We start from the raw sequence: 23,553 nt of genomic DNA on the forward strand, positions 1-23,553 counted from the left end.
CCTCACTCTAGTCTGTGGCCGTGACTGACCAGCGCCCCGGGGACGCCGCCAGCCCCTTCGTGCGCGCGGGCGACGAGGTGCGCGCGACGATGTTCCGCGACGATCTGGTCGTGCGCGAGATCGCCTCCCCCGCGGGACTGGCGCCCTTCTCACTCGCGCTGGCCGGCGATGTGCGGCCCGAGGAGCACGCGACGGATTCGCCCTTCGGCACCGGGCGTTTCATCCTGTTGCACGACCCCGAGGAGCCCGAGCCGTGGGGTGGGGCGTGGCGCATCGTCTGCTTCGCGCAGGCACCGCTCGAGCCCGAGATCGGCATCGACCCGCTGCTCGCCGACGTCGCGTGGTCGTGGCTCATCGACGCCCTCGACTCGCGCGGCGCGGAGCGCCACTCGGAGTCGGGCACCGCTACCAAGACCCTCTCGACCGGCTTCGGCGCCCTCGCCGCGCAGGGCGAGGGGTCGCAGATCGAACTTCGCGCGTCATGGACGCCGCGCGGTCCCTTCCGCCCGCACCTCGAGGCGTGGGCGGAGCTTGTGTGCATGCTCGCCGGCCTCCCCCCGGGGTCGGAGGGTGTTGCCGTGTTCGGAGCCCGGAGGCCCACGCGTGGTTGAGTACATCGTCATCGAGGATGCCGCGGGGCTGAGCTCCGCGTGCGAGAGTCTGGCGGCGGGCACGGGTCCCGTGGCCGTCGACGTCGAACGGGCGTCGGGTTTCCGCTACTCGCAGCGGGCCTACCTGATCCAGGTGTTCCGCCGCGGCGCCGGAGTGTTCCTCTTCGACCCGTCCACCATCGACGACTTCGCGCCCCTGCAAGCGGCGATCGGCGATGCGGAGTGGGTGTTCCACGCGGCGAGCCAGGATCTCCCGTCGCTGCGGGAACGGGGTCTCGAGCCCCCGCACATCTTCGACACCGAGTTGGGCTCGCGCCTGTTGGGTCACGAGCGCGTCGGCCTCGGGGCCGTGGTGGAGCACACGCTCGGCATCACGCTGGCCAAGGCGCACTCGGCCGCCGACTGGTCGACGCGTCCGCTTCCGGCATCCTGGCTCGAGTACGCCGCTCTCGACGTCGAGCACCTGATCGACGTGCGCGACGTGCTGGTCGCCGAGCTCGAGGAGCAGCAGAAGACCGAGTTCGCCCGCCAGGAGTTCCAGGCGGTGCTCGAGCGTCTGCCCAAGCCCGCGCGTGAAGACCCGTGGCGCCGCCTCAGCGGCCTGCACTCGGTGCGCGGTCGACGATCGCTCGCCATCGCCCGCTCGCTCTGGCAGGCGCGCGAAGACTTCGCGCGGGAGCAGGACATCGCCCCCGGGCGACTCGTACCCGATCGCGCTCTGGTCGCCGCCGTGATGGCCGACCCGGCGACCAAGCAGGCCCTCGCGGGCATCAAGGAGTTCAACGGCCGAGCGAGCCGGACGCAGCTCGACCGGTGGTGGAACGCCATCGTCGCCGGGCGCGAGGCGACCGAGCTGCCCGCCGACCGGGTGCCGAGCGATACGCTTCCCCCTCCCCGCGCGTGGGTCGATCGCAACCCCGATGCCGACCGCCGTCTGAAGGCGGCGCGTCCGGCCGTCGAGGAGCGCGCCGAAGCGCTGCACATGCCGACCGAGAACCTGCTCACTCCCGAGACGTTGCGCCGCGTGGCGTGGACTCCCCCCGCCGAGCTCACGGCCGACGCCGTCGGCGCGGCGCTGGCGGAGTGGGGTGCTCGACCTTGGCAGATTGATCAGACCGCACAGGTGATCGCCGATAGCTTTGTAGCTTCCCTCAACACGGAAGACGACGTCCCCGTCGCGGATTCGTAGGTTCGGACAACCGATTCTCGGGCGCCGAACCGCCTTCCTAGGCTGGGGGTCATCCCAAACAATGGAGGCAGAGTGGCCGAGATGACGGACGTCTTCTTCGTCGACGGAATGCGTACCCCCTTCGGGCGCGCCGGCGAAAAAGGCATGTACTGGAACACGCGTGCCGACGATCTGGTGGTCAAGGCCATCATCGGGTTGATGGAGCGCAACGGCGACGTGCCGAAGGACCGGATCGACGACGTGGCCATCGCCGCCACCTCGCAGACCGGTGACCAGGGGCTGACCCTGGGACGCACGGCGGCGATCCTCGCGGGTCTGCCGATGACGGTGCCCGGCTTCGCGGTCGAGCGCATGTGTGCGGGGGCCATGACGAGCGTCACCACCATGGGTGCCTCGATCGGCGTCGGCATGTACGACCTCGCCCTCGCGGGCGGCGTGGAGCACATGGGCCGCCACCCCATCGGCGCAGGCGCCGACCCCAACCCCCGCTTCGTCGCCGAGAAGCTCGTCGACCCGGGCGCGCTCAACATGGGCGTGACGGCCGAGCGCATCCACGACCGCTTCCCCCACCTGACCAAGGACCGCGCCGACCGCTTCGGCGTCGCCAGCCAGCACAAGGTGCAAGCCGCCTACGAGGCCGGCAAGATCCAGCCCGACCTCGTCTCTGTCGCGGTGAAGAACGCCGAGGGCGCGTGGGGACTCGCGACTGAAGACGAGGGCCGCCGACCCGAGACCACCCTCGAGGGACTCGCGACGCTCAAAACACCGTTCCGCCCGCACGGACGGGTCACCGCGGCCACGTCGTCGCCGCTGACCGATGGCGCGACCATCAGCCTGCTCGCCGGTTCCGGTGCCGTGAAAGAACTCGGCCTCGCTCCGAAGATGCGCATGGTCTCGTTCGCCTTCGCCGGCGTCGAGCCCGAGATCATGGGCATCGGACCCATCCCCTCGACCGAGAAGGCGCTCAAGAAGGCCGGGCTCACGATCGATGACATCGGTCTGTTCGAGCTCAACGAAGCCTTCGCCATCCAGGTGATCTCGCTGCTCGATCACTTCGGCATCGCCGACGACGACCTACGCGTGAACCCGTGGGGCGGCGCCATCGCCCTGGGCCACCCGCTCGCGGCATCCGGAGTCCGTCTCATGATCCAGCTGGCCGCTCAGTTCGCCGAGCGTCCCGACGTGCGCTACGGCCTCACCGCCATGTGCGTGGGACTCGGTCAGGGGGGCTCGGTCATCTGGGAGAACCCGTTCTTCGACGGAAAGAAGAAGCGCAAGTGACCGACTACGCCGCCATCGACTTCTCGCCCCTCGACGCCCTCACCGGCGACGAGGTCGTGACCCACTCCCCCGTCCGCGACGTGCGCCTGCCCTCGGGTAACGTGCTCGCCCTGGTCACGCTCGACAACGGTCGCGACCACACCCGTCCCAACACCCTGGGGCCGGCGACGCTCGCCGAGCTCGGGCGCACGCTCGAGACGCTGAAGAGCCGGGCCGCGGCCGGCGAGATCCACGCCGTCGCCATCACGGGCAAGCAGTACATCCTCGCGGCCGGCGCCGATCTGTCCGACGTGGCGAAGCTGCCCTCGAAAGACGTCGCCCGCCTGATCGCCCAGCGCGGACATCAGGTGATCGGCTCGCTCTCCGAGCTGGGCGTGCCCTCGTTCGCCTTCGTGAACGGCCTCGCTCTGGGCGGCGGTCTCGAGATCGCGCTGAACTCGACGTATCGCACGGTCGACGCCTCGGCCGCGGCGGTGGCCCTTCCCGAGGTGTTCCTCGGCATCATCCCCGGCTGGGGCGGCGCCTACCTGCTGCCGAACCTGATCGGCATCGAGAACGCGCTCGAGGTCGTCATCTCGAACCCGCTCAAGCAGAACCGCATGCTCAAGCCGCAGCAGGCTTTCGACCTCGGGATCATGGATGCCATCTTCCCGGCGGCCTCGTACCTAGAGGACTCGCTGCGGTGGGCCGACGGCGTGCTCACGGGCCGGGTGAAGGTCGAGCGCAAGAACGAGCCGGGCAAGCTCGAGCGCCTGACCAAGTGGCCCATCGCGATCAAGATGGCCCGCGGCATGCTCGAGTCCAAGATCGGCACCGTGCCCCGCTCCCCCTACGTCGCGCTCGACTTGCTCGACAAGGCCAAGAGCGGCACGAGGGCCGAGGGCTTCGCCCGCGAAGACGAAGCTCTCGCCGACCTCATCACGGGCGACCAGTTCGCGGCATCCATGTACGCCTTCGACCTCGTGCAGAAGCGCGCGAAGCGTCCGGTCGGGGCCCCCGACAAGGCGCTCGCGAAGAAGGTCACCCAGGTCGGCGTCATCGGCGCCGGTCTCATGGCGTCGCAGTTCGCGCTGCTGTTCGTGCGCAAGCTCCGGGTTCCCGTGATCATCACCGACCTCGACCAGGGGCGCGTCGACAAGGGCGTGGCATCCATCCGCGAAGAGATCGGCAAGCTCGAAGCCAAGGGCCGCCTCGACGGCGACACCGCCAACCAGCTGCGCGCCCTCGTGCACGGCACGACCGACCGCTCGGAGTTCGCCGACTGCGACTTCGTCATCGAGGCGGTGTTCGAAGAGGTCGGGGTCAAGCAGGAGGTGTTCTCGGCCATCGAGAAGATCGTCGCCGACGACGTGATCCTCGCCACGAACACCTCGTCGCTCTCGGTGGCCGAGATCGGTTCGGTGCTGCAGAACCCCGAGCGTCTCGTCGGTTTCCACTTCTTCAACCCCGTCGCGGTGATGCCGCTCATCGAGGTCGTGAAGACGGATGCCACGAGTGACGCCGCCCTGTCGACGGCGTTCGTCGTCGCGAAGGGCCTGGGCAAGAACGCGGTGCTCACCGCCGATGCACCCGGCTTCGTCGTGAACCGTCTGCTGGCGAAGGTCATGGGCGAGGCCGCACGCGCGGTCTACGAGGGCACCCCGATCGCGACGGTCGAGAAGGCGTTCGCACCTCTCGGCCTGCCGATGGGGCCGTTCCAGCTCATCGACCTCGTGGGATGGAAGGTCGCCGCCCACGTGCAGGACACGATGGCGCACGCGTTCCCCGACCGCTTCTTCTCGTCGGCGAACTTCCACGAGCTCGCCGCGCTCCCGGAGGTCGTCGAGAAGGACAAGGGCGGTCGCGTGACCGGCTGGACGAAGGCCGCGCAGAAGGTTCTCGTCACCGGGAAGACGCCGGTCGCGCCCGAGACGATCCTCGCCCGCGTGCAGGACGGCCTCGCACAGGAGATCAAGATCATGCTCGACGAGGGCGTGGTGCCCGAGGTCGAAGACATCGACCTGTGCCTCATCCTCGGCGCCGGATGGCCGTTCATCGACGGCGGCGCCTCGCCGTACCTCGATCGAGAGGGAGCGTCGGATCGCGCCTTCGGCGACACGTTCCACCACCCGCCCATTCGCGGCATCGGAGCCTGACGCACCACAGCGGCGCCGTCCCCGAGGGGGCGGCGCCGCTGTCGTACCCGCGGAGCGAGGCGTCGTCTCGGGGCGTGCAGCGTCGTGGGAACGACCCGCACAACGGGATCAGGCCGGAACCCGTGCGGTCCGGCCTGACCTCAGCCCGTCACGAGGCCAGCGTCACAGGGTCGGCGTCACGGGCGCGACTTCTCCCAGTCGAACGTGGGGATCGACCCGGTGGGCGTCTGCCGGGCCATGGGGATGCGGGTGCCGAGCACCTGGGCCACCACGTCGTGGGCGATCTTCGACGCCGTGAGCCCGGCATCCTCGAGGATCTGCTCGCGCGTCGCGTGGTCGATGAAGGCGTCGGGGATGCCGAGTTCGTCGACCGCCGTGTCGACGCCGGCCTCGCGGAGCACCTGACGCACACGGGTGCCGACTCCGCCGACTCGGATGCCGTCCTCGATCGTGATCACCAGACGGTGCGTACGGGCGAGTTCGACGATCGAGGGCTGCACCGGGATTGCCCAGCGGGGATCGATCACCGTCGCGCCGATGCCCTGCGCGCGAAGCCGCTCGGCGACCTCCATCGCCAGGTGCACCATCGGGCCGATGCCGACGAGCAGCACATCTTCTGACGAGCCGCGTGCGAGCACGTCGACGCCGTCGGAGAGACGCTCGATCGCATCGAGGTCGTCGGGGATCTTGCCCTTCGGGTACCGCACGACGGTGGGGGCGTCTTCGACGGCGGTCGCCTCGCGGAACTCCTCGCGCAGACGGCTCGCGTCGCGCGGCGCGGCGATGCGGATGCCCGGGACGAGTTGCAGCATCGCGAGATCCCAGATGCCGTGGTGGCTGGGGCCGTCGGGACCCGTCACGCCGGCACGGTCGAGAACGAACGTCACCCCCGCCTTGTGCAGGGCGACGTCCATCATGACCTGGTCGAACGCACGGTTCATGAAGGTGGCGTAGATCGCCACGACGGGGTGCAGGCCGCCGAAGGCGAGACCGGCGGCCGAGGCGACGGCGTGCTGTTCGGCGATGCCGACGTCGTAGACGCGTTCGGGGAACCGCTCGGCGAACTGCTGCAGCCCGGTCGGCCGCAGCATCGCGGCCGTCATGGCGATGACGTCGTCGCGCTCGGCACCGACGGCCACGAGTTCCTCGGCGAAGACGTCGGTCCACTGCGGGCCACCGCCCGAGCTGACGGCCTCGCCGGTGATCGGGTCGATCTTGCCCACCGCGTGGAACTGGTCGGCGGTGTCGCTGAGTGCCGGGGCGTATCCGCTGCCCTTGTCGGTGATCGCGTGGACGATGACGGGAGCGCCGTACGACTTGGCCAGCTCGAGCGTCTCGATCAGCACGTCGAAGTCGTGCCCGTCGACCGGGCCCAGGTACTTGATGTCGAGGTTGCTGTACAGCGCCTCGTTGTTCGTGAAGCGCGAGAGGAACCCGTGCGTGCCGCCGCGGACGCCGCGGTACACGGCGCGAGCCGCGGGGCCTAGGCGCCGGAACAGCGTGTCGGAGCCTCGGTGGAGCGTGCGGTAGGCGTCGTTCGTGCGGACACGGTTGAGGTAGCGCGCCATGCCGCCGATGGTCGGGGCGTAGGAGCGCCCGTTGTCGTTGACGACGATGACGAGGTTGCGGTCGTTGTCGTCGCTGATGTTGTTCAGCGCCTCCCACGTCATGCCGCCCGTGAGCGCGCCGTCTCCGACGACGGCGACCACATGACGATCGGTGCGTCCGGTGCGCGAGAACGCGCGCGAGACCCCGTCTGCCCAGCTCAGCGAGCTCGACGCGTGCGAGGACTCGACGACGTCGTGCTCGCTCTCGGAGCGCTGCGGATACCCGGCCAATCCCCCGCGCGAGCGGAGGTTGGCGAAGTCCTGACGCCCGGTGAGCATCTTGTGGACGTACGACTGATGACCGGTGTCGAAGATGATGGGATCGGCGGGCGAGTCGAACACCTTGTGCAGGGCGATCGTCAGTTCGACGACGCCCAGGTTCGGACCGAGGTGGCCGCCGGTGCGCGAGACGTTCTCGACGAGGAACGACCGGACCTCAGCGGCCAGCTGACGCAGCTGCGCGGGGCCCAGGTCGTCGAGGTCACGGGGACCGTGAATGCCGGGTAGGAGAGCCATGCGACTCCTCTCGTGCGGTAGACGCAGTGGTGCGAATACCTGTCGATTCTAGTCTCGGGGGGCCGGTCGGGCCCGGCAACGCCTTGCGATCACGGTCGTTTCGTGGTCGCCGCAAACGCCGCGTGCCCCGGGAGCGAGGCCCCCGGGGCACGACGGTGCGGGTGTGTCAGACCAGCGAACGCAGCACGTACTGCAGGATGCCGCCGTTGCGGTAGTAGTCGGCCTCACCGGGGGTGTCGATGCGCACGACCGCGTCGAACTCGATCGGCTGCTTGCCCTCGGGAGAGAACTCGCTCGGGGTCGCGATGACCTTGACCGTCTTGGGCGTGACGCCCTCGTTGAGCTGTTCGAGGCCCTCGATCGAGACGATCTCGGTGCCGTCGAGACCCAGGGTCTTCCAGCTCTCGCCGGCGGGGAACTGCAGCGGGACGACGCCCATGCCGATGAGGTTCGAGCGGTGGATGCGCTCGAAGCTCTCGGTGATGACGGCCTTCACGCCGAGGAGGTTCGTGCCCTTGGCCGCCCAGTCACGCGACGAGCCGGAGCCGTACTCCTTGCCACCGAAGATGACGAGCGGGGTGCCCTGCTCCTGGTAGTTCATGCAGGCGTCGTAGATGAACGTCTGCGGGCCACCGGCCTGGGTGAAGTCGCGCGTGTAGCTGCCCTCGATGATCTGACCGTCGTTGACGGCGGCGACCAGTTCGTTCTTCAGGCGGATGTTCGCGAACGTGCCACGGATCATGATCTCGTGGTTGCCGCGGCGCGAGCCGTAGGAGTTGAAGTCCTTCTGCGCGACACCGTGGTCCATCAGGTACTGCGCGGCGGGCGTGCCCGCCTTGATGTTGCCGGCCGGGCTGATGTGGTCGGTGGTGACCGAGTCGCCGAGCGTCGCCATGACGCGCGCGCCACTGATGTCGCGCACGGCGTCGGGCTCCATGGTCATGCCCTCGAAGTACGGAGCCTTGCGCACGTAGGTCGAGTCGGCGTCCCACTCGAAGGTCGGGCCGGTCGGGGTGGGCAGGTTCTTCCAGCGCTCGTCACCCTCGAAGACGGTGGCGTACTGGGTGATGAACTGCTCACGCGAGATCGACGCGTCGATGATCGACTGCACCTGGTCGGGGGCCGGCCAGATGTCCTTCAGGAAGACGTCTTCGCCGTTTTGGTCGGTGCCGAGCGCGTCGGTCTCGAAGTCGAAGTTCATCGAGCCGGCCAGCGCGTAGGCGACCACCAGCGGCGGCGAGGCCAGGTAGTTCATCTTCACGTCGGGGCTGATGCGACCCTCGAAGTTGCGGTTGCCCGAGAGCACCGCGGTGACCGCCAGGTCGTGCTCGTTGACGGCCGTGGAGACCTCTTCGATGAGCGGACCCGAGTTGCCGATGCAGATCGTGCAGCCGTAGCCGACGGTGTAGAAGCCGAGGCCCTCGAGCGACTTGTCGAGGCCCGACTTCTCGTAGTAGTCGGTGACGACCTTCGAGCCCGGTCCGAGCGTCGTCTTGACCCACGGCTTGCGCTTGAGGCCCTTGTCGACGGCGTTCTTGGCGAGCAGGCCCGCCGCGATCATGACCGAGGGGTTCGAGGTGTTGGTGCACGACGTGATGGCGGCGAGGGTGACGGCGCCGTTGTCGAGCAGGTACGACTGCCCGTCGGGCGTCGTCACGCGCACCGGGTTCGAGGCGTTGACGGGGTGCCCCGACGAGATGAGCACCTCGCTGTCGGTGACGTCTTCCTCTTCTTCGCCGGGGACCGAACCGGGGTCGGAGGCGGGGAAGGTGCCGTCGACCTCGAGGTCGACGATCGAGTCCGAGACCGACGCGTCGGCGTAGTTCAGGATGTCCTTCTCGAACTGCGACTTCGCCTCGGACAGCAGGATGCGGTCCTGCGGGCGCTTCGGGCCCGCGATCGAGGGGACGACGGTCGAGAGGTCGAGCTCGATGAACTCGCTGAACGACAGTTCGCGCGACGGGTCGTGCCACAGCTTCTGCTCTTTGGCGTACGCCTCGACCAGGTCGACGGTCTGCTCGTCGCGGCCGGTGAGGCGCAGGTACTCGAGGGTGACGTCGTCGATGGGGAACATGGCGGCCGTCGAGCCGAACTCGGGGCTCATGTTGCCGATGGTGGCGCGGTTGGCCAGCGGCACCGAGGCGACGCCCTCGCCGTAGAACTCGACGAACTTGCCGACGACGCCGTGCTTGCGCAGCATGTCGGTGATGGTGAGCACGACGTCGGTCGCGGTGACCCCGGCGGGGATCTCACCGGTGAGCTTGAAGCCGACGACGCGCGGGATGAGCATCGACACGGGCTGGCCGAGCATGGCCGCCTCGGCCTCGATGCCGCCGACGCCCCAGCCGAGCACGCCCAGGCCGTTGACCATCGTGGTGTGCGAGTCGGTGCCGACGCAGGTGTCGGGGTACGCGCGCAGCACGCCGTCGACGGTGCGGTCGTAGACGACCTTGGCCAGGTGCTCGATGTTGACCTGGTGCACGATGCCGGTTCCCGGGGGGACGACCTTGAAGTCGTCGAAGGCCGTCTGGCCCCAGCGGAGGAACTGGTACCGCTCGCCGTTGCGCTCGTACTCGATCTCGACGTTGCGCTCGAGGGCGTTCTCGCTGCCGAACAGGTCGGCGATGACCGAGTGGTCGATGACCATCTCGGCGGGCGAGAGCGGGTTGATCTTGTTGGGGTCGCCGCCCAGGGCGGTGACGGCCTCGCGCATGGTGGCGAGGTCGACGATGCAGGGCACACCGGTGAAGTCCTGCATGACCACGCGTGCCGGCGTGAACTGGATCTCGGTGTCGGGGTCGGCCGTGGGGACCCACGAACCGAGCGCCTGGATCTGCTCCTTGGTGACGTTCGCGCCATCCTCGGTGCGGAGCAGGTTCTCGAGCAGCACCTTGAGGCTGAACGGGAGCTTCTCGTAACCGGCGACCGTGTCGATGCGGAAGATCTCGTAGTCGGTGCTGCCGACCGTCAGGGTGCTCTTGGCACCGAAGCTGTCAACCGTGGACACGATCGTCTCCTTCGTCGGCGAATGCGCAGGCGTAGACCCGCAGTTTCCCATCTTCCCCGCGCGGAGACGTCGATGCCAGGAAGGTCGACCTAACCGTCTGGGGCGACGGATTTATCTTGATGTCAAGATATTATCAGGACTCTCGGCGAGGAGTGAGAGCGCGCACCACGAGCCACGTCACGGCAAGCATCGGGGCGAACAGAGGCAGGCCCATGACGATCTTCAGCGTGCCGAGCGCGGTCACGTCGCCGGCGAAGTACAGCGGAAGCTGCACGATCAGGCGCGCCGCGAACAGCGCCGCCCAGGCGATCGAGAGCCAGGTGTAGGCCCGACGCTTGCGGCGGTCCGCGCGCCAGGCCGTGCCCTCGCCCAGCAGGTAGCCCGCCGCGAGGCCGATGAGCGGCCAGCCGATGAGGGCCGAGACCAGGAAGGCCGTGCCGTACGCGCCGTTCGTGAAGAACCCGAGCACGAAGTTGTCCTGACCGCGGCCCGTCACCAGGGCCAGGATCGCGGCGCCCGCGGTGGCGAGCAGACCCCCGATGGCGGCGCTGGGCGGAGACTTCGCGATGAGGCGCGCCAGCGTGAAGACCACGGCGAGACCCACCGACACCCCGAGGCTCACCCAGAGGTTGCCCTGGCGCGTCTCGGGATCGATCGTGACCGTGAACAGCACGACGAACGCCAGCGACGGCAGCACCGATTCCAGGATGCCGCGCCACCCGCCCATCGCCGACCACACGGCAGCGCCGGTGGAGCTGTGCTTCGCGGGGTCGAGGCCCGCGCGACGCGCGGCGTTCCCCAGCGCGGCTCCGACGCTGTCTGCGGCCGAGGGCGGCTCGAGGGGGACGCGGGCGTCGTCGTGCGCCGGGCGCGGCGAGTCGTCGCTCATGCGGTGCCGGGGGTCGCCGGCATCCGGAGGGGGATCAGATCGCGCGGCGGCATGGGCGAGGTGCCCCGCACCACGACGATCGAGCGGAAAAGGTCTTCGACGGCAGCGGCGGCCGCGACGTCGGAGGTCGCGGCTCCCCCGATCACCCCGCGCAGGAACCAGCGCGGGCCGTCGACGCCGACGAAGCGGGCCAGACGCTTGGCCGAGCCGTCGGCGCCGGCCATGACGGGCACCTCGGCGAGCAGCTCGGGACCCAGCGGGCCCTCGCGCTCCTCGACGCGGCCGCCCTGCTGCTTGACCTGCTGTCGGATCTGCTCGCGCGTCTCTTCCCAGAGGCCGCTGGTGCGCGGGGCCGCGAAGGGCTGCACCTGCAGGGTGGACTCGGAGTAGTCGAGGCCCACGGCCACGATGCGCTTGGTCTGCTCCTCGACCTCGAGGCGCAGGTTGAGTCCTTCGCGCGGGAGGATCTTGATGCCGCCCAGGTCGATGTAGGGGCGTACCGGGTTCGCTTCGGATTCGTCGAAGGGGCCGGCGCTGTCGCGATCGGCCGGGGCGCTCTTGGCCGCCGTGACGACCTCGGTTCCGGGCTGGTCTGTGCCGGGCTGGTCGTTGTCGGTCATCGTGTGCTCCCTTGAAGGCTCTGGTATCCGCTCGATCCGAAACCGCCGTCGCCGCGCACGCTGTCGGGAAGTTCGTCGACGGGGACGAAGCGCACGGGCGGGACGGGCATCACGATGAGCTGGGCGATGCGGTCTCCGACCGCGATGTCATAGGCCTCGTCGAGGTCGGTGTTCAGCAGGGCCACCTTGATCTCGCCGCGGTACCCGGCGTCGATCGTGCCCGGGGAGTTGAGGACGGTGATGCCGTGCTTCGCAGCGAGCCCGCTGCGGGGCACCACGAAGGCCGCGTGGCCCTCGGGGAGGGCGATGCGCACGCCGGTGGACACCAGCGCACGGCGCCCGGGTTGCAGGCGCACGGCCTCGGCGGCGATCAGGTCGGCACCGGCGTCGCCGGGGTGGGCGAAGACCGGGGGCTCGGATGCGACAATTGGGACGTCCACCGTTTCGGTCACCCCACGAGGGTAATGCAGAAGAGGGGGTGCGGCATCCGCACCGCAGCCGACTATCGAGAGCGTCTGAGCCCGTCGCTCTGGGCGCTCGTCGCCGCCGCCGTGTGCGGCCCCATGGCCGCCCTGGTGTTCTCGCCGCTCGACACCACGCTGGCCCTGTTCATCGGGCTCCTGGTGTCGGTGGCGATCGTGGTGGGTCTCGTCGCCATCTCCCCCGTCGTCGAGATCCGCGACGGCGAGTTGCGCGCAGGTCGCGGCCACATCCCGGTGGAGTTCTTGGGGACCCCCGTCGGCGTGGCCGCCGAAGAGGCGCGCACGGCCCGCGGGAGTGGTCTCGACCACCGGGCCTGGCACGTCATCCGGGGTGGTGTCGACGGTGTCGTCACGATTCCCGTGACCGACCCCGACGATCCAACCCCGTCGTGGGTGGTGTCCACCCGCACGCCGGATCGCCTGGTGGCGGCGATCCAGCGTGCTCAGGTCAGGCTGCGCACTCCAGGCAGATGAAGCCGGGGCCGCTCTCTTCTGCGATCTGGGAGCGGTGCTTCACGAGGAAGCAGTTCATGCAGGTGAACTCGTCTTCCTGAGCGGGGAGAACGACGACATCGAGCTCGATGTCGGAGAGGTCGGCGCCGGGCAGTTCGAAGCCCGAAGGGTTGTCGGCGTCCTCGTTGTCGATCGACCCCGACGCCTTGTCGGGCACGCGCTCCTTGAGGGCCTCGATCGACTCGCTGTCGTCCTCGGTCTTGCGCGGTGCGTCGTAATCCGTTGCCATGCGTGCAGGTCTCTACTTCCAGTGTTTTGTGGTGCTGTGCCCCATCGGGTGCCCGATCGGGCGGCCATAGTTTGCATGACCCGACCTCGATAAGCAAATGCTCGGGGGACGGGTTGCGTATTGGGCGAGGCGTGAAACTCGCGGCGCGCCCGCGATATTCCCGGAACCACGCGGCGAGCGTGTCAGCATGGGCCTCGACCGCAGATCGGAGGGGTGTTTCGCATGGAACAGCTCAAAGTCATCGGCACCGAGGACGACGTCCTCGTCGTCGCGACTCAGGCGGGCGAGCGCTTCGCGCTGCCGCTCGACGACGTGCTGCGCGCCGAGGCGCGCCGCGCCCGTCGTGATCGCAGCGACGACGACCGTGCCCCGCGCCCCAGCCCCCGCGAGATCCAGGCGCACATCCGCGCCGGGATGTCGGCCCGCGAGGTGGCCACCCTGCTGAACGCCCGCGTCGAAGACGTCGAGCGTTTCGAGCGCCCGGTCCTCGCCGAGCGCGAGCACGTCGTCGGTCAGGCCCTGGCCGTCCCGGTGCTGCTCGGCGGTGCCCTCGAGCACGACGCCCCCATCACCTTCGGTGCGGCCGTGCGCGCCAAGCTCGGCGAGGCCGGTGCCTCGGCGGAGCGCTGGACCAGCTGGAAAGAGGGTTCGAGCTGGCTGGTGAAGCTCGAGTTCACGGCCAACGGCATCGACCACGACGCGCGGTGGGGCTTCGACCCGCGCCGCAGCAGCCTGTCGCCGCAGAACGCCGACGCCATCCAGCTCTCGCGGCAGGGGTCGCTCCCCGAGGGACTCATCCCGCGCCTCCGAGCCCTCGACACCGTCTCGAAGGACGACTCGCGTTTCGACAGCGGGTCCTTCGGTCCCCGTCGCCTCGACATCGAGGACGAGCCGGGAGTCGAAGGCACCGGCCCCATCGCCCCCGCCGTGCAGGCCGCGGCCATCAATCGCGCTCCCGACGCCCCGGTCGCCTCGTCGGAGACGGCCGACCTGCTCGAGGCCCTGCGCCGTCGTCGTGGGCAGAGGGAACCGCTCCCCGGCATGACCGAGAGCGAGCCGTCTCCCGAGCGGCGTCCGTCGGGCCCCCCGGTGTCGCTGTTCGACGCGGTCGAGCCGACGCCGTCCACCGACGCGGACTCCCCCGCCGACCCGGATCGTTCGTCTTCGTCGTCGGCGGATTCCGCGCGGCGCACCAAGGGGCGCCCGTCGATGCCGTCGTGGGACGAGATCGTGTTCGGGGCGCGCACCGACGAGAGCTGACGCTCTCACCCCCGCCCCGCACGCGGATGGTGCGCGGGCGGATGCCGGGACCCCGCCCGCGCGAGACGGCTCAGGCGAAGGCGCCGAGGCGCATCAGCGGCACCGTGCGTTCCTCTTCGGTCAGCGAGCCGTGCTGGCCGATCATGCGCTGGGGTCGCTTGTCGGCCTCGCGGTCGTCGTAGTAGGCGAAGCGCCCGCGCGCCGCGACGACGACATCGCCGATCCGCTCCCGTACCTCGTCGTCGACCCGACCGAACAGGCCCGCCTCGATCGCCTCGTCGCGGGTCAGCACCCAGGCGCGCGACGCCTCGCGGGCCTTCCAGGCCGCAGCCACGGCATCCGCTCGCCCCTCGTCGGCGTAGAGGTGCAGCATGCGGGGTTCGCCCCCGACCAGGTCGACGCCGTCGAGCAGCTCGTCGCCGTCGCGCAGCAGCACGTGCTTGTGCGCGGGGACGTCCACCATGCCGTGGTCGGCGGTCACGAGCACGCCGGTGCCCGCGTCGATCGACTCGCCGAGGCGGCGGGCGGCGGCATCCACCGTCTCGAGCGCGTCGGTCCAGCGATCCGACTCCCAGCCGTCGCGGTGGCCCGCCGTGTCGAGTTCCGGGGCGTAGAGGTACACCAGGGCTCCGGCATGCCGGGCCGCCAGGTCGGCCGCGAGGCGCACGCGTTCGTCGATGTCGTTCGACGAGACGAGCTCGGCGCCACGGAGCGTCGCTTCGGTGAAGCCGGTTCCGGCGTAGGCCGGGCGCGACACGACGAAGCACGGGTGCCCCGCGTCGACGCGCTGCTCGAGCAGGGGCCGGCTGCGCTGCCACGTGTGCGGATCGAGGCCGTCGGTCTCCCAGCCGTGCAACTGGTTGGGGGCGGTGCGCGTGCCCGGGACGCGGGCGCGGTAGCCCACGATGCCGTGCACACCGGGGTCGGTGCCGGTCAGCAGACTCGTCAGGGCGGCGGCGGTGGTCGAGGGGAACACCGTGCGCGCGACGTCGCGACGCCCGCCCGCCGACGACAGGAAGCGCGCGTGTCCGCGACGCGCGGCGAGGTTGTGGCTGCCCAGGCCGTCGACGACGAACACGATCGCACTGCGCGCGGGGGCGAGCCAGTCGGACTCCCCCGACAACGCGGCGATGGTCTGCGTCACCACACCGGTGAGGCTCCGGGAGCGCGGCGGGTCCGCCGGTAGGCTGAGTGACATCGGAGCAAGTCTTCCACACGGCTCCGATCCCCGTCCGATCCGGACGCCCGCCCGACCCGAGGCCTCCTCTATGCCCGATTCCCGTTCCTCCGCCCCCGTGACCGAGCGCATCGAAGACGTCGATGTCTCCACCGAGATGCAGGGGTCCTTCCTCGAGTACGCCTACTCGGTCATCTACTCGCGTGCCCTTCCCGACGCGCGTGACGGGTTGAAGCCCGTGCAGCGGCGCATCCTGTACCAGATGGCCGAGATGGGCCTCCGGCCCGACCGCGGGCACGTGAAGAGCGCCCGTGTCGTGGGCGAGGTGATGGGAAAGCTGCACCCCCACGGCGACGCCCCGATCTACGACGCGCTCGTGCGCCTCGCGCAGGCGTTCTCGCTGCGCGTGCCGCTGGTCGACGGTCACGGCAATTTCGGTTCGCTCGACGACGGCCCCGCAGCCCCCCGTTACACCGAGGCCCGTCTGGCCGCGGCCGCCCTGGCGCTGACCGAGAACCTCGACGAGGACGTCGTCGACTTCATCCCCAACTACGACGGCCAGTTCCAGCAGCCCGAGGTGCTGCCCGCCGCCTTCCCGAACCTGCTCGTGAACGGCGCGACCGGCATCGCGGTCGGCATGGCGACCAACATGGCGCCCCACAACCTCGTCGAGGTCGTGGGGGCGGCCACGCACCTGCTGCAGAATCCGGATGCCACGGTCGAGGAGCTCATGGAGTTCGTCCCGGGCCCCGATCTCCCCTCGGGGGGGATCATCGTGGGCTTGGACGGCATCAAGGACGCCTACACGAACGGCCGCGGCAGCTTCCGCACCCGGGCGAAGGCGTCGATCGAGTCGCTCGGCCCCCGGCGTACGGGCATCGTCTTCACCGAGCTGCCCTACCTGGTCGGACCCGAGCGGGTCATCGAGAAGATCAAAGACGCCGTGCAGGCGAAGAAGCTCACCGGCATCGCCGATGTGACCGACCTCACCGACCGCAACCACGGTCTGCGCCTGGTCGTGGGCATCAAGACCGGTTTCGACCCGAAGGCCGTGCTCGAGCAGCTGTACCGGTTGACCCCCCTCGAGGACTCGTTCGGCATCAACAACGTCGCCCTCGTCGACGGTCAGCCGCAGACGCTGGGGCTGCGCGACATGCTGCGCGTGTACATCGAGCACCGCATCCGGGTGGTCACGCGCCGCAGCGAGTACCGCCTGGCGCGCAAGCGCGAACGCCTGCACCTGGTCGAGGGCCTGCTGATCGCGATCCTCGACATCGACGAGGTCATCCAGGTCATCCGCTCCTCGGACGACGGCGACCAGGCTCGAACCAAGCTGCGGGAGGTCTTCGACCTCTCACATCTGCAGGCCGAGTACATCCTCGAGCTGCGCCTGCGGCGCCTGACGAAGTTCTCGCGCATCGAGCTCGAGGCCGAGCGCGATCAGTTGCACGCCGAGATCGCCGCGCTGGTCGAACTGCTCGGCAGCGAGACGCTCCTGCGACAGTTGGTCGCGACCGAACTCGATGCCGCCGCCGAGGCGTACGGCACGCCCCGGCGCACGATGCTGCTCAACGGCGGGCCCGTGCAACCCCGGTCGGCCCGTGCTGCCGCAGCCGCCGCCGCCGACCTGCAGATCGCCGACGCCCCGTGCCGCGTCTACCTCTCGTCGACCGGTCGCATGGTGCGCGCCGAGCTCATCGCCGACGCGCCCGCCGGCGGGGTGGTGCCCCCGGCTCGTCGGTCCAAGCACGACGCGATCCGCTCGTCGGTCGACACGACCACGCGTGGCGACATCGGTGCCGTGACCTCGGCGGGGCGCCTGGTGCGTTTCTCTCCCGTCGACCTTCCCTCGGTCCCGGCCAACGCCGTGCAGGTGGCCGCCGGCACGAAGGTGGAGCAGTACCTCACCCTCGCCAAGGGCGAGACGGTGGTCGCACTCGTCCCCCTCGTCGGGGGCCCCATGATCGCACTGGGCACCGCGCAGGGCGTGGTCAAGCGCGTCGCCGCGAGCGAGCTGGGAACCAAGCCCGACATCGAGATCATCTCGCTGCGCGACGGTGACCGCGTCGTCGGCGCCGCACCCGCGGGAGACAACGCCGAGCTCGTCTTCGTCGCGAGCGACGCGCAGTTGCTGCGTTTCGAAGCCTCGTCGGTGCGCCCGCAGGGCCGTTCCGCGGGGGGCATGGCCGGCATCCGGCTCGCGGACGGCGCCCACGTCATCGCCTTCGCGGTCGTGGGGGCGTCAGCGTTCGACGCGGTCGTCGTCACCGTCGCGGGTTCTTCGGCCGCCCTGCCCGGCACCGATGCGGGCAGCGCGAAGGTCTCGGCGTTCACCGAGTACCCGGCGAAGGGCCGTGCCACCGGTGGCGTGCGCGCGCAGCGCCTGCTACGGGGCGAAGACGCCCTCGTGCTGGCCTGGGTCGGCACCGATCCCCGCGCCGTCGGCGCCGATGGTGCCGTGCGGGCTCTGCCCGAGGCGGGCGCGAAGCGCGACGCGTCGGGTCAGCCGCTCGACGCCGTCATCGGCGCGATCGGCACCGCCATCCGCTGACGCGCGCCGACGGCGCCGCGCCGCACGGCGCGCGCCGTCTGGTCCACGACGGGCCGACGAAGCGTCGTCCGACACTCAGACGTCGATGCGCTCCCGTGCCAGGCGGTCGCTCGACTCGATGATGAACTCCCGGCGCGGAGCGACGTCGCTGCCCATGAGCAGGTCGAAGACCTCGGCTGCCTGCTCGATGTGCTCGGCATGAACACGGCGCAGCATGCGGCCCGCCCGGTCCATGGTCGTGGTCGCGAGCTGGTCGGCATCCATCTCGCCGAGGCCCTTGTACCGCTGCACGGGCTCCTGCCAGCGCTTGTTGCTGCGCTTGAGCTTCGTCAGTAGGGCGTGGAGCTCCTGCTCGCTGTAGGTGTAGATCGTCTCGTTGGGCTTGGTACCCGGATTCATGACGACGACGCGGTGCAGGGGCGGCACCGCCGCGTAGACGCGGCCCTCTTCGACGAGCGGTCGCATGTACCGGAAGAAGAGCGTCAGCAGCAGGGTGCGGATGTGCGCCCCGTCGACGTCGGCGTCGCTCATGAGGATGATCTTGCCGTAGCGCGCGGCGCTCAGGTCGAACGAGCGCCCGGAGCCCGCGCCGATCACCTGGATGATCGAGGCGCACTCGGCGTTCGACAGCATGTCGCTGATCGATGCCTTCTGCGTGTTCAGGATCTTGCCGCGGATCGGCAGCAGCGCCTGGTATTCGCTGTTGCGGGCGAGCTTCGCCGTTCCCAGGGCCGAGTCGCCCTCGACGATGAACAACTCGGAATCGTTGACGTCGTTCGATCGGCAGTCGACGAGCTTCGCGGGCAGCGACGACGATTCGAGGGCGTTCTTGCGGCGCTGGGTCTCTTTGTGCGTGCGCGCCGAGATGCGGGCCTTCATCTCGGAGACGATCTTCTCGAGCAGCTGGGCCGTCTGCGCCTTGTCGTCGCGCTTGGGCGAGGCGAAGAGCGCCGTGAGCTCCTGGGTGACGACGGATGCCACGATCTGTCGCACCGCGGGGGTGCCGAGCACCTCTTTGGTCTGGCCTTCGAACTGCGGCTCGGGCAGGCGCACCGTGAGCACGGCCGTGAGACCGGCGAGCAGATCGTCTTTCTCGACCTTGTCGTTGCCCACCTTGAGCTTGCGCGCATTCTGTTCGACCTGCGCGCGCAGCACCTTCATCAGGCCCTGTTCGAAGCCCTGCTGGTGCGTGCCGCCCTTGGGCGTCGAGATGATGTTCACGAAGGACCGGCTGGTGGTGTCGTAACCGGTGCCCCAGCGCACGGCGATGTCGACTTCGCACGCGCGCTCGACCTCGGTGGGGACCATGGAGCCGCCGGGCTGCAGCACGGGGACGGTCTCGGTGAACGACCCGGTCCCCGTCAGCCGCCAGATGTCGGTGACCGCGGCGTCGGGGGCGAGGAACTCGGCGAACTCCGAGATGCCGCCGTCGAAGCGGTAACTGGTCTCGACGCGTTCTTCGGCACGATCGTCGAGCACCACGATCTCGAGGCCCGGCACGAGGAAGGCCGTCTGGCGCACGCGCTGCACGAGATCATCGAGGCCGAAGGCCGCGTCTTTGGTGAAGATCTGCCGATCCGCCCAGTACCGGATGCGGGTTCCGGTCACCCCGCGCGGGGCTTTGCCGATGACCCGCAGCTCGCTGCTGCGCTCGAACGGAGTGAAGGCCGAGTCGGGAGTGTCGCCCGCGAACCGGCCCGGTTCGCCGCGGTGGAACGACATCGCGTAGGTCTTGCCGGCGCGGTCGACCTCGACGTCGAGTCGTTCCGACAGCGCGTTCACGACCGAGGCGCCGACGCCGTGGAGTCCCCCCGAGGCCGCGTACGAGCCGCCGCCGAACTTTCCTCCGGCGTGCAGCTTGGTGAAGACCACCTCGACGCCCGTGAGACCGGTACGCGGTTCGACGTCGACGGGGATGCCACGTGCCCGGTCGCGCACCTCGACACTGCCGTCGGCGTGCAGCACGATGTCGATGCGCGAGCCGTGGCCGGCAAGGGCTTCGTCGACGGAGTTGTCGATGATCTCCCACAGGCAGTGCATGAGGCCCCGGGAGTCGGTCGAGCCGATGTACATACCCGGGCGCTTGCGCACGGCTTCGAGGCCCTCGAGGACCTGCAGATGATGGGCGGAGTACTCGGACGTCACGATCTCCCAGCGTAATCGGGGCCGCCGACATCGCTTGCAGACACACAGCGAGGTCGGGTCGTCGTACGCGCACAGCGAAATGTGATCACGCCGCGGCATAGGGGAAACATCCGCGTGGTTGTATATGGGGACTCGCCCAACGACCACTGAGGAGGGCACCCGAGATGACCACCACGACTGCACCCGAAGCGTCAGCCGTCCTCGACCACCGCCTGACGGCGGCTGATCGCTGCGACTCGTGCGGAGCGCAGGCCTACATCGCCGCCGAGGTGAACGGCAGCGAACTGCTGTTCTGTGCGCACCACGGCCGCAAGTACGAAGAGAAGCTCCGCAGCATCGCCACCTCGTGGCACGACGAGACCGCGCGTCTCACCGCCGCCGACTGAGCCGGTACGTCGAAACGGGCCCCGCACCACTCCTCCGGGAGTGGGACGGGGCCCGTTTCGCGTTCGCGGTCGCTGGCGTCAGTCGCGAGTTCAGCGCCCGTCGGCGTCGTAGACCCGGGGAAGGCTCGGCGAGACGCGGAGGGCGATCTCTTCGCCGATCGTGTCGATGAGCTCGGCGAGGTCGGTCGCGCTGCTGCGGGCTCCCCGACCGAAGATCACGATCTCGTCACCGGGTGCCGCGTCATCCCACGGCGCGAGGACGGTCTCGGTCGGGCGGATCGCCTCGACCCGGCGGGGGCCCCCGGGAGTGTCGACGTCGAAGCGGGCGGCCAGGGTGCAGGGAAGGCCGTGCAGGCTGCCGACGTCGAGGTGGACGCCCGCCGTGTCGACGGTCGTCACCGTCGCCGTGAGACGGGCGATGGGCTCGATACCGAGGTCCGTCTCGCTCGGGCCGCCGGCGGGACGGATGCCGTACGAGAACGCCCCCACCCGCACGAGGTCTTCGCGGAACTCCCCGCGTGCGAATCCGGCCGCGCTGGCGGCGAGGTGCGAGAAGCGGGGGTCGAGGCCGGCGGAGCGCGCCTGATCGCGCGCGGCGAGGAACAGGGCACGGGCGTCGTCGTCGTCGGCATCCGAGGCCTCGGAGATGTGCGACCAGATCCCCTCGAGCACGGCGCGTCCGGAATCGACCAGCGCGGCGGTGCGCGCGAGGGCTCCCTGCCACCGCTCGGGTCGGATGCCGTTGCGATGCAGCCCCGTGTCGATCTTGAGGTGCACGCGCGCCGGGCGGTCCGCCGCAAGACGCGCGAGGTCGTCGAGGAGGGCCTCGTCGCCGAGTCCGAGGTCGAGGTCGGCCGCGATGCCCGTGGCCAGGTCGTCGGCTCCCCCGATGAGCCAGACGAAGATGCGCGCGTCCGGGCCGGCGATCGCGCGCACCGCGGCGCCGGTGACGACGTCGAACGCACCGAACCAGCGGACGCCCTCCTCGCCCGCGCGCCGCACGATCCGCTCGAGCCCGTGGGCGTAGGCATCGTCCTTCACGACGAGCATGGGGACGGCGGGGGCGACGGCCTCGCGCACGCGGCGCAGGTTGCGGGCGAAGGCGTCGAGGTCGACGCGGTAGACGGCACTCACGCGGCCACCCTGCGGTCCGCCCGGGCGCCGACGATCGCGACGATCTCCGCGGCGGTGAGGCCGGTGGCATCCGTCCACTCCGCGAGCGACGGGTGGCCGTCGGCCGGGTCGCCGAAGAAGACCACCTCGGCCCCCCGGGCGACGGGGGCGTCTTCGACGTCGACGACGCAGACGTCCATGGCCACGCGGCCGACGATGCGGTGACGGCGCCCGTCGATGGCGACGGTCACCGCGTTGCCGAGCGAGCGCACGACGCCCTGGGCATAGCCGCCGGTGACCAGAGCGATGGTCGTGTCGTGGGGGGCGCGGTGCGTGTACCCGTACGAGACGCCCTCCCCGCGCAACAGGGGCTTGGAGCCGAGGGAGCGTCCGCGCAGCGACAGCACCGGGCGCGCGTGCGAGCCGGGCAGGCCGAACAGGATTGCGGCGTCGAGGGCGGCGGCATCCATGTCGAGATCGGACAGCACGGAGTCCACCCACGCCGCGCCGTGCCCCCAGCCGTCGGCCGTAAAGACGTCGTCGGCGCCGGAGGCCGCACCGGCCGCGAGGGCGAGGGGCGCGTTGGCGCGCAGAGCGGACTCCGATACGAGGGCCACGGGCGCGACTCCCCCGGCCGCGGGCGTGCGGGCAGGGAGCGTGGAGGTCACACATCTAGACTAACGGGGTCCTTCTCCCCCGATCCCGGAGCGTGCATGCCTACCCAGGGCTTCTCCCCCGTCACCCGCCTCCGCTACCTCGCCGGACGCGCCCGCCGCATCGACGTCGGCTCGGTGGTCGAGCGTGCCAAAGAAGCCGCGGAGCAGCACGGCAAGTCGCTGCCGCTCGTGGTCGCCGACATGCTCTTCCAGGCCGGTGTGAAGAACGTCGGCTTCCAGGACTACATCGATTACGACTTCGCGATCCTGACGCCCGCCGAGCGCGAGACGTACATGACGCACCCCGTGTCGAATCAGATCTCGCAGAAATACGACCACCCCGACTACCGCGGGATCTTCCAGGACAAGGTCGAGTTCGACCGTCGGTTCAGCGATTTCCTGCGCCGTGAATGGATGGTCGTGGATGCCGACAACGCCGACGCCCTGAAGGCGTTCACCGAGCGTCTGGGCACCATCGTCACCAAGGAGCCGGTCGGCCAGGCCGGGACCGGCGTGCACCGCTATCACGCGACCGAGGTCGAGGACTGGAGCGCCTTCCACCGGGGCCTGCTCGAGCGCGGGGAGATCCTCGTCGAAGAGGTCATCCGCCAGCACGACGATCTCGCCGCGGTCTGCCCCGGCACGGTGAACACCACGCGCGTCACGGCGTTCTTCGACGGGTCGACCACGCACATCCTCGCGATGGCGCAGAAGTTCGGCCGGGGAGCCGTGAGCGACCAGATGACCTTCGGCGGCTTCTACACGATGCTGGACGAGAACGGCCACGCGCTCGGCGCCGGCTACGACTCGCACGGGCACGTGCACGAACTGCACCCCGACTCGGGAGCCCGCATCGCCGACTTCCAGCTGCCGATGATCGACGAGGTGAAGGCGTTCGTCGACCAGGTCGCACGCGTCGTGCCGCAGGTGCAGTACGTGGGCTGGGACATCGTCGTCGGTCCCGACGGCCCCGTGCTCGTCGAGGGCAACTGGGGTGCCGGCGTGTACGAGAACAAGCCGAGCGTCACCGGGATCCGCACCGGTCACAAGCCGCGCTACCGCGCCGCGATCGGTTTCTGACACCGGACATCGAGAAGGCCCGCTCCCGTGAGGGGGCGGGCCTTCGGTGTGTGATCGCGCGCCGGTGGTGCAGGAGTTGTGCCGCACGGACGACGAAAAGCCCGCT

The 23,553-nt window shown here is 69.9% G+C and carries 19 protein-coding genes; 9 read left to right on the top strand and 10 right to left on the bottom strand.

What is annotated here, in order from left to right; all coding sequences use genetic code 11:
* Nucleotides 1-20 precede the first annotated feature (20 nt).
* The 4 genes from IFU40_RS05670 to IFU40_RS05685 all read left to right on the top strand — a co-directional run bounded on the left by IFU40_RS05670 (nucleotide 21) and on the right by IFU40_RS05685 (nucleotide 5,216).
* Nucleotides 21-611, top strand: a complete 591-nt coding sequence (locus tag IFU40_RS05670; protein ID WP_055837908.1) for a DUF3000 domain-containing protein — start codon at nucleotides 21-23, stop codon at nucleotides 609-611.
* The gene (locus IFU40_RS05675) at nucleotides 604-1,800 is read left to right on the top strand and encodes a ribonuclease D (protein ID WP_070407983.1); all 1,197 of its coding nucleotides are present in this window, start codon (nucleotides 604-606) and stop codon (nucleotides 1,798-1,800) included. The genes IFU40_RS05670 and IFU40_RS05675 overlap by 8 nt, the downstream gene beginning before the upstream one ends.
* A 72-nt stretch (nucleotides 1,801-1,872) precedes the next feature.
* Entirely contained in the window at nucleotides 1,873-3,081 is a 1,209-nt protein-coding gene (locus IFU40_RS05680) for an acetyl-CoA C-acyltransferase (protein ID WP_191925686.1), read from the top strand.
* Complete coding sequence (locus IFU40_RS05685; protein ID WP_191925687.1) at nucleotides 3,078-5,216, top strand: 3-hydroxyacyl-CoA dehydrogenase NAD-binding domain-containing protein; 2,139 nt, start codon at nucleotides 3,078-3,080, stop codon at nucleotides 5,214-5,216. Before IFU40_RS05680 ends, IFU40_RS05685 begins: the two co-directional genes overlap by 4 nt.
* 176 nt (nucleotides 5,217-5,392) lie before the next feature.
* Here the strand turns inward: IFU40_RS05685 and dxs are convergent, their stop codons facing one another.
* The 5 genes from dxs to dut form a co-directional block, all read right to left on the bottom strand.
* Nucleotides 5,393-7,339, bottom strand: coding sequence for a 1-deoxy-D-xylulose-5-phosphate synthase (gene dxs / locus IFU40_RS05690; protein ID WP_191925688.1), 1,947 nt, complete (start codon nucleotides 7,337-7,339; stop codon nucleotides 5,393-5,395).
* A 166-nt stretch (nucleotides 7,340-7,505) separates the two neighbouring features.
* Nucleotides 7,506-10,346, bottom strand: coding sequence for an aconitate hydratase (locus tag IFU40_RS05695; RefSeq protein ID WP_055837237.1), 2,841 nt, complete (start codon nucleotides 10,344-10,346; stop codon nucleotides 7,506-7,508).
* Nucleotides 10,347-10,479: 133 nt separating this feature from the next.
* On the bottom strand, nucleotides 10,480-11,235 hold the full coding sequence (locus tag IFU40_RS05700) for a DUF3159 domain-containing protein (protein ID WP_055837234.1): 756 nt from the start codon (nucleotides 11,233-11,235) through the stop codon (nucleotides 10,480-10,482).
* Complete coding sequence (locus IFU40_RS05705) at nucleotides 11,232-11,855, bottom strand: DUF3710 domain-containing protein (protein WP_055940281.1); 624 nt, start codon at nucleotides 11,853-11,855, stop codon at nucleotides 11,232-11,234. Before IFU40_RS05705 ends, IFU40_RS05700 begins: the two co-directional genes overlap by 4 nt.
* Nucleotides 11,852-12,307 (bottom strand): dUTP diphosphatase, encoded by a 456-nt coding sequence (gene dut, locus IFU40_RS05710; RefSeq protein ID WP_055837227.1) that lies wholly within the window; start codon nucleotides 12,305-12,307, stop codon nucleotides 11,852-11,854. Before dut ends, IFU40_RS05705 begins: the two co-directional genes overlap by 4 nt.
* A 12-nt stretch (nucleotides 12,308-12,319) precedes the next feature.
* Between dut and IFU40_RS05715 the strand changes: the two genes are divergently transcribed.
* Nucleotides 12,320-12,811, top strand: coding sequence for a DUF3093 domain-containing protein (locus IFU40_RS05715; RefSeq protein WP_055837225.1), 492 nt, complete (start codon nucleotides 12,320-12,322; stop codon nucleotides 12,809-12,811).
* On the opposite strand, the gene IFU40_RS05720 is transcribed toward IFU40_RS05715, so the two are convergent.
* Entirely contained in the window at nucleotides 12,786-13,079 is a 294-nt protein-coding gene (locus IFU40_RS05720; protein ID WP_055837222.1) for a DUF4193 domain-containing protein, read from the bottom strand. The two genes, IFU40_RS05715 and IFU40_RS05720, sit on opposite strands and share 26 nt — an antisense overlap.
* Before the next feature lie 222 nt (nucleotides 13,080-13,301).
* Here IFU40_RS05720 and sepH point away from each other — a divergent pair, with 222 nt between their 5' ends.
* Nucleotides 13,302-14,339, top strand: coding sequence for a septation protein SepH (gene sepH, locus IFU40_RS05725; RefSeq protein WP_055837214.1), 1,038 nt, complete (start codon nucleotides 13,302-13,304; stop codon nucleotides 14,337-14,339).
* Between the two features lie 70 nt (nucleotides 14,340-14,409).
* On the opposite strand, the gene IFU40_RS05730 is transcribed toward sepH, so the two are convergent.
* Nucleotides 14,410-15,537, bottom strand: a complete 1,128-nt coding sequence (locus IFU40_RS05730) for an alkaline phosphatase family protein (RefSeq protein WP_191925689.1) — start codon at nucleotides 15,535-15,537, stop codon at nucleotides 14,410-14,412.
* A gap of 70 nt (nucleotides 15,538-15,607) precedes the next feature.
* Here IFU40_RS05730 and IFU40_RS05735 point away from each other — a divergent pair, with 70 nt between their 5' ends.
* A complete protein-coding gene (locus tag IFU40_RS05735; protein ID WP_191925690.1) occupies nucleotides 15,608-18,067 on the top strand; it encodes a DNA gyrase/topoisomerase IV subunit A in 2,460 nt (819 codons plus the stop codon).
* Between the two features lie 75 nt (nucleotides 18,068-18,142).
* Here the strand turns inward: IFU40_RS05735 and IFU40_RS05740 are convergent, their stop codons facing one another.
* Entirely contained in the window at nucleotides 18,143-20,215 is a 2,073-nt protein-coding gene (locus IFU40_RS05740; RefSeq protein ID WP_156458891.1) for a DNA gyrase/topoisomerase IV subunit B, read from the bottom strand.
* 161 nt (nucleotides 20,216-20,376) lie between these two features.
* Here IFU40_RS05740 and IFU40_RS05745 point away from each other — a divergent pair, with 161 nt between their 5' ends.
* Nucleotides 20,377-20,598, top strand: a complete 222-nt coding sequence (locus IFU40_RS05745) for a DUF7455 domain-containing protein (protein ID WP_055837203.1) — start codon at nucleotides 20,377-20,379, stop codon at nucleotides 20,596-20,598.
* 90 nt (nucleotides 20,599-20,688) lie between these two features.
* On the opposite strand, the gene IFU40_RS05750 is transcribed toward IFU40_RS05745, so the two are convergent.
* On the bottom strand, nucleotides 20,689-21,732 hold the full coding sequence (locus IFU40_RS05750) for an alanine racemase (protein WP_191925691.1): 1,044 nt from the start codon (nucleotides 21,730-21,732) through the stop codon (nucleotides 20,689-20,691).
* Entirely contained in the window at nucleotides 21,729-22,379 is a 651-nt protein-coding gene (locus tag IFU40_RS05755) for an alanine racemase C-terminal domain-containing protein (RefSeq protein ID WP_191925692.1), read from the bottom strand. Before IFU40_RS05755 ends, IFU40_RS05750 begins: the two co-directional genes overlap by 4 nt.
* Before the next feature lie 45 nt (nucleotides 22,380-22,424).
* Between IFU40_RS05755 and IFU40_RS05760 the strand changes: the two genes are divergently transcribed.
* Nucleotides 22,425-23,447 (top strand): sugar-transfer associated ATP-grasp domain-containing protein, encoded by a 1,023-nt coding sequence (locus IFU40_RS05760; RefSeq protein ID WP_191925693.1) that lies wholly within the window; start codon nucleotides 22,425-22,427, stop codon nucleotides 23,445-23,447.
* The last annotated feature ends 106 nt before the right edge of the window (nucleotides 23,448-23,553 follow it).

It is taken from the genome of Microbacterium sp. CFBP 13617, from assembly GCF_014839445.1.
In the GTDB taxonomy this organism is placed as follows: domain Bacteria; phylum Actinomycetota; class Actinomycetes; order Actinomycetales; family Microbacteriaceae; genus Microbacterium.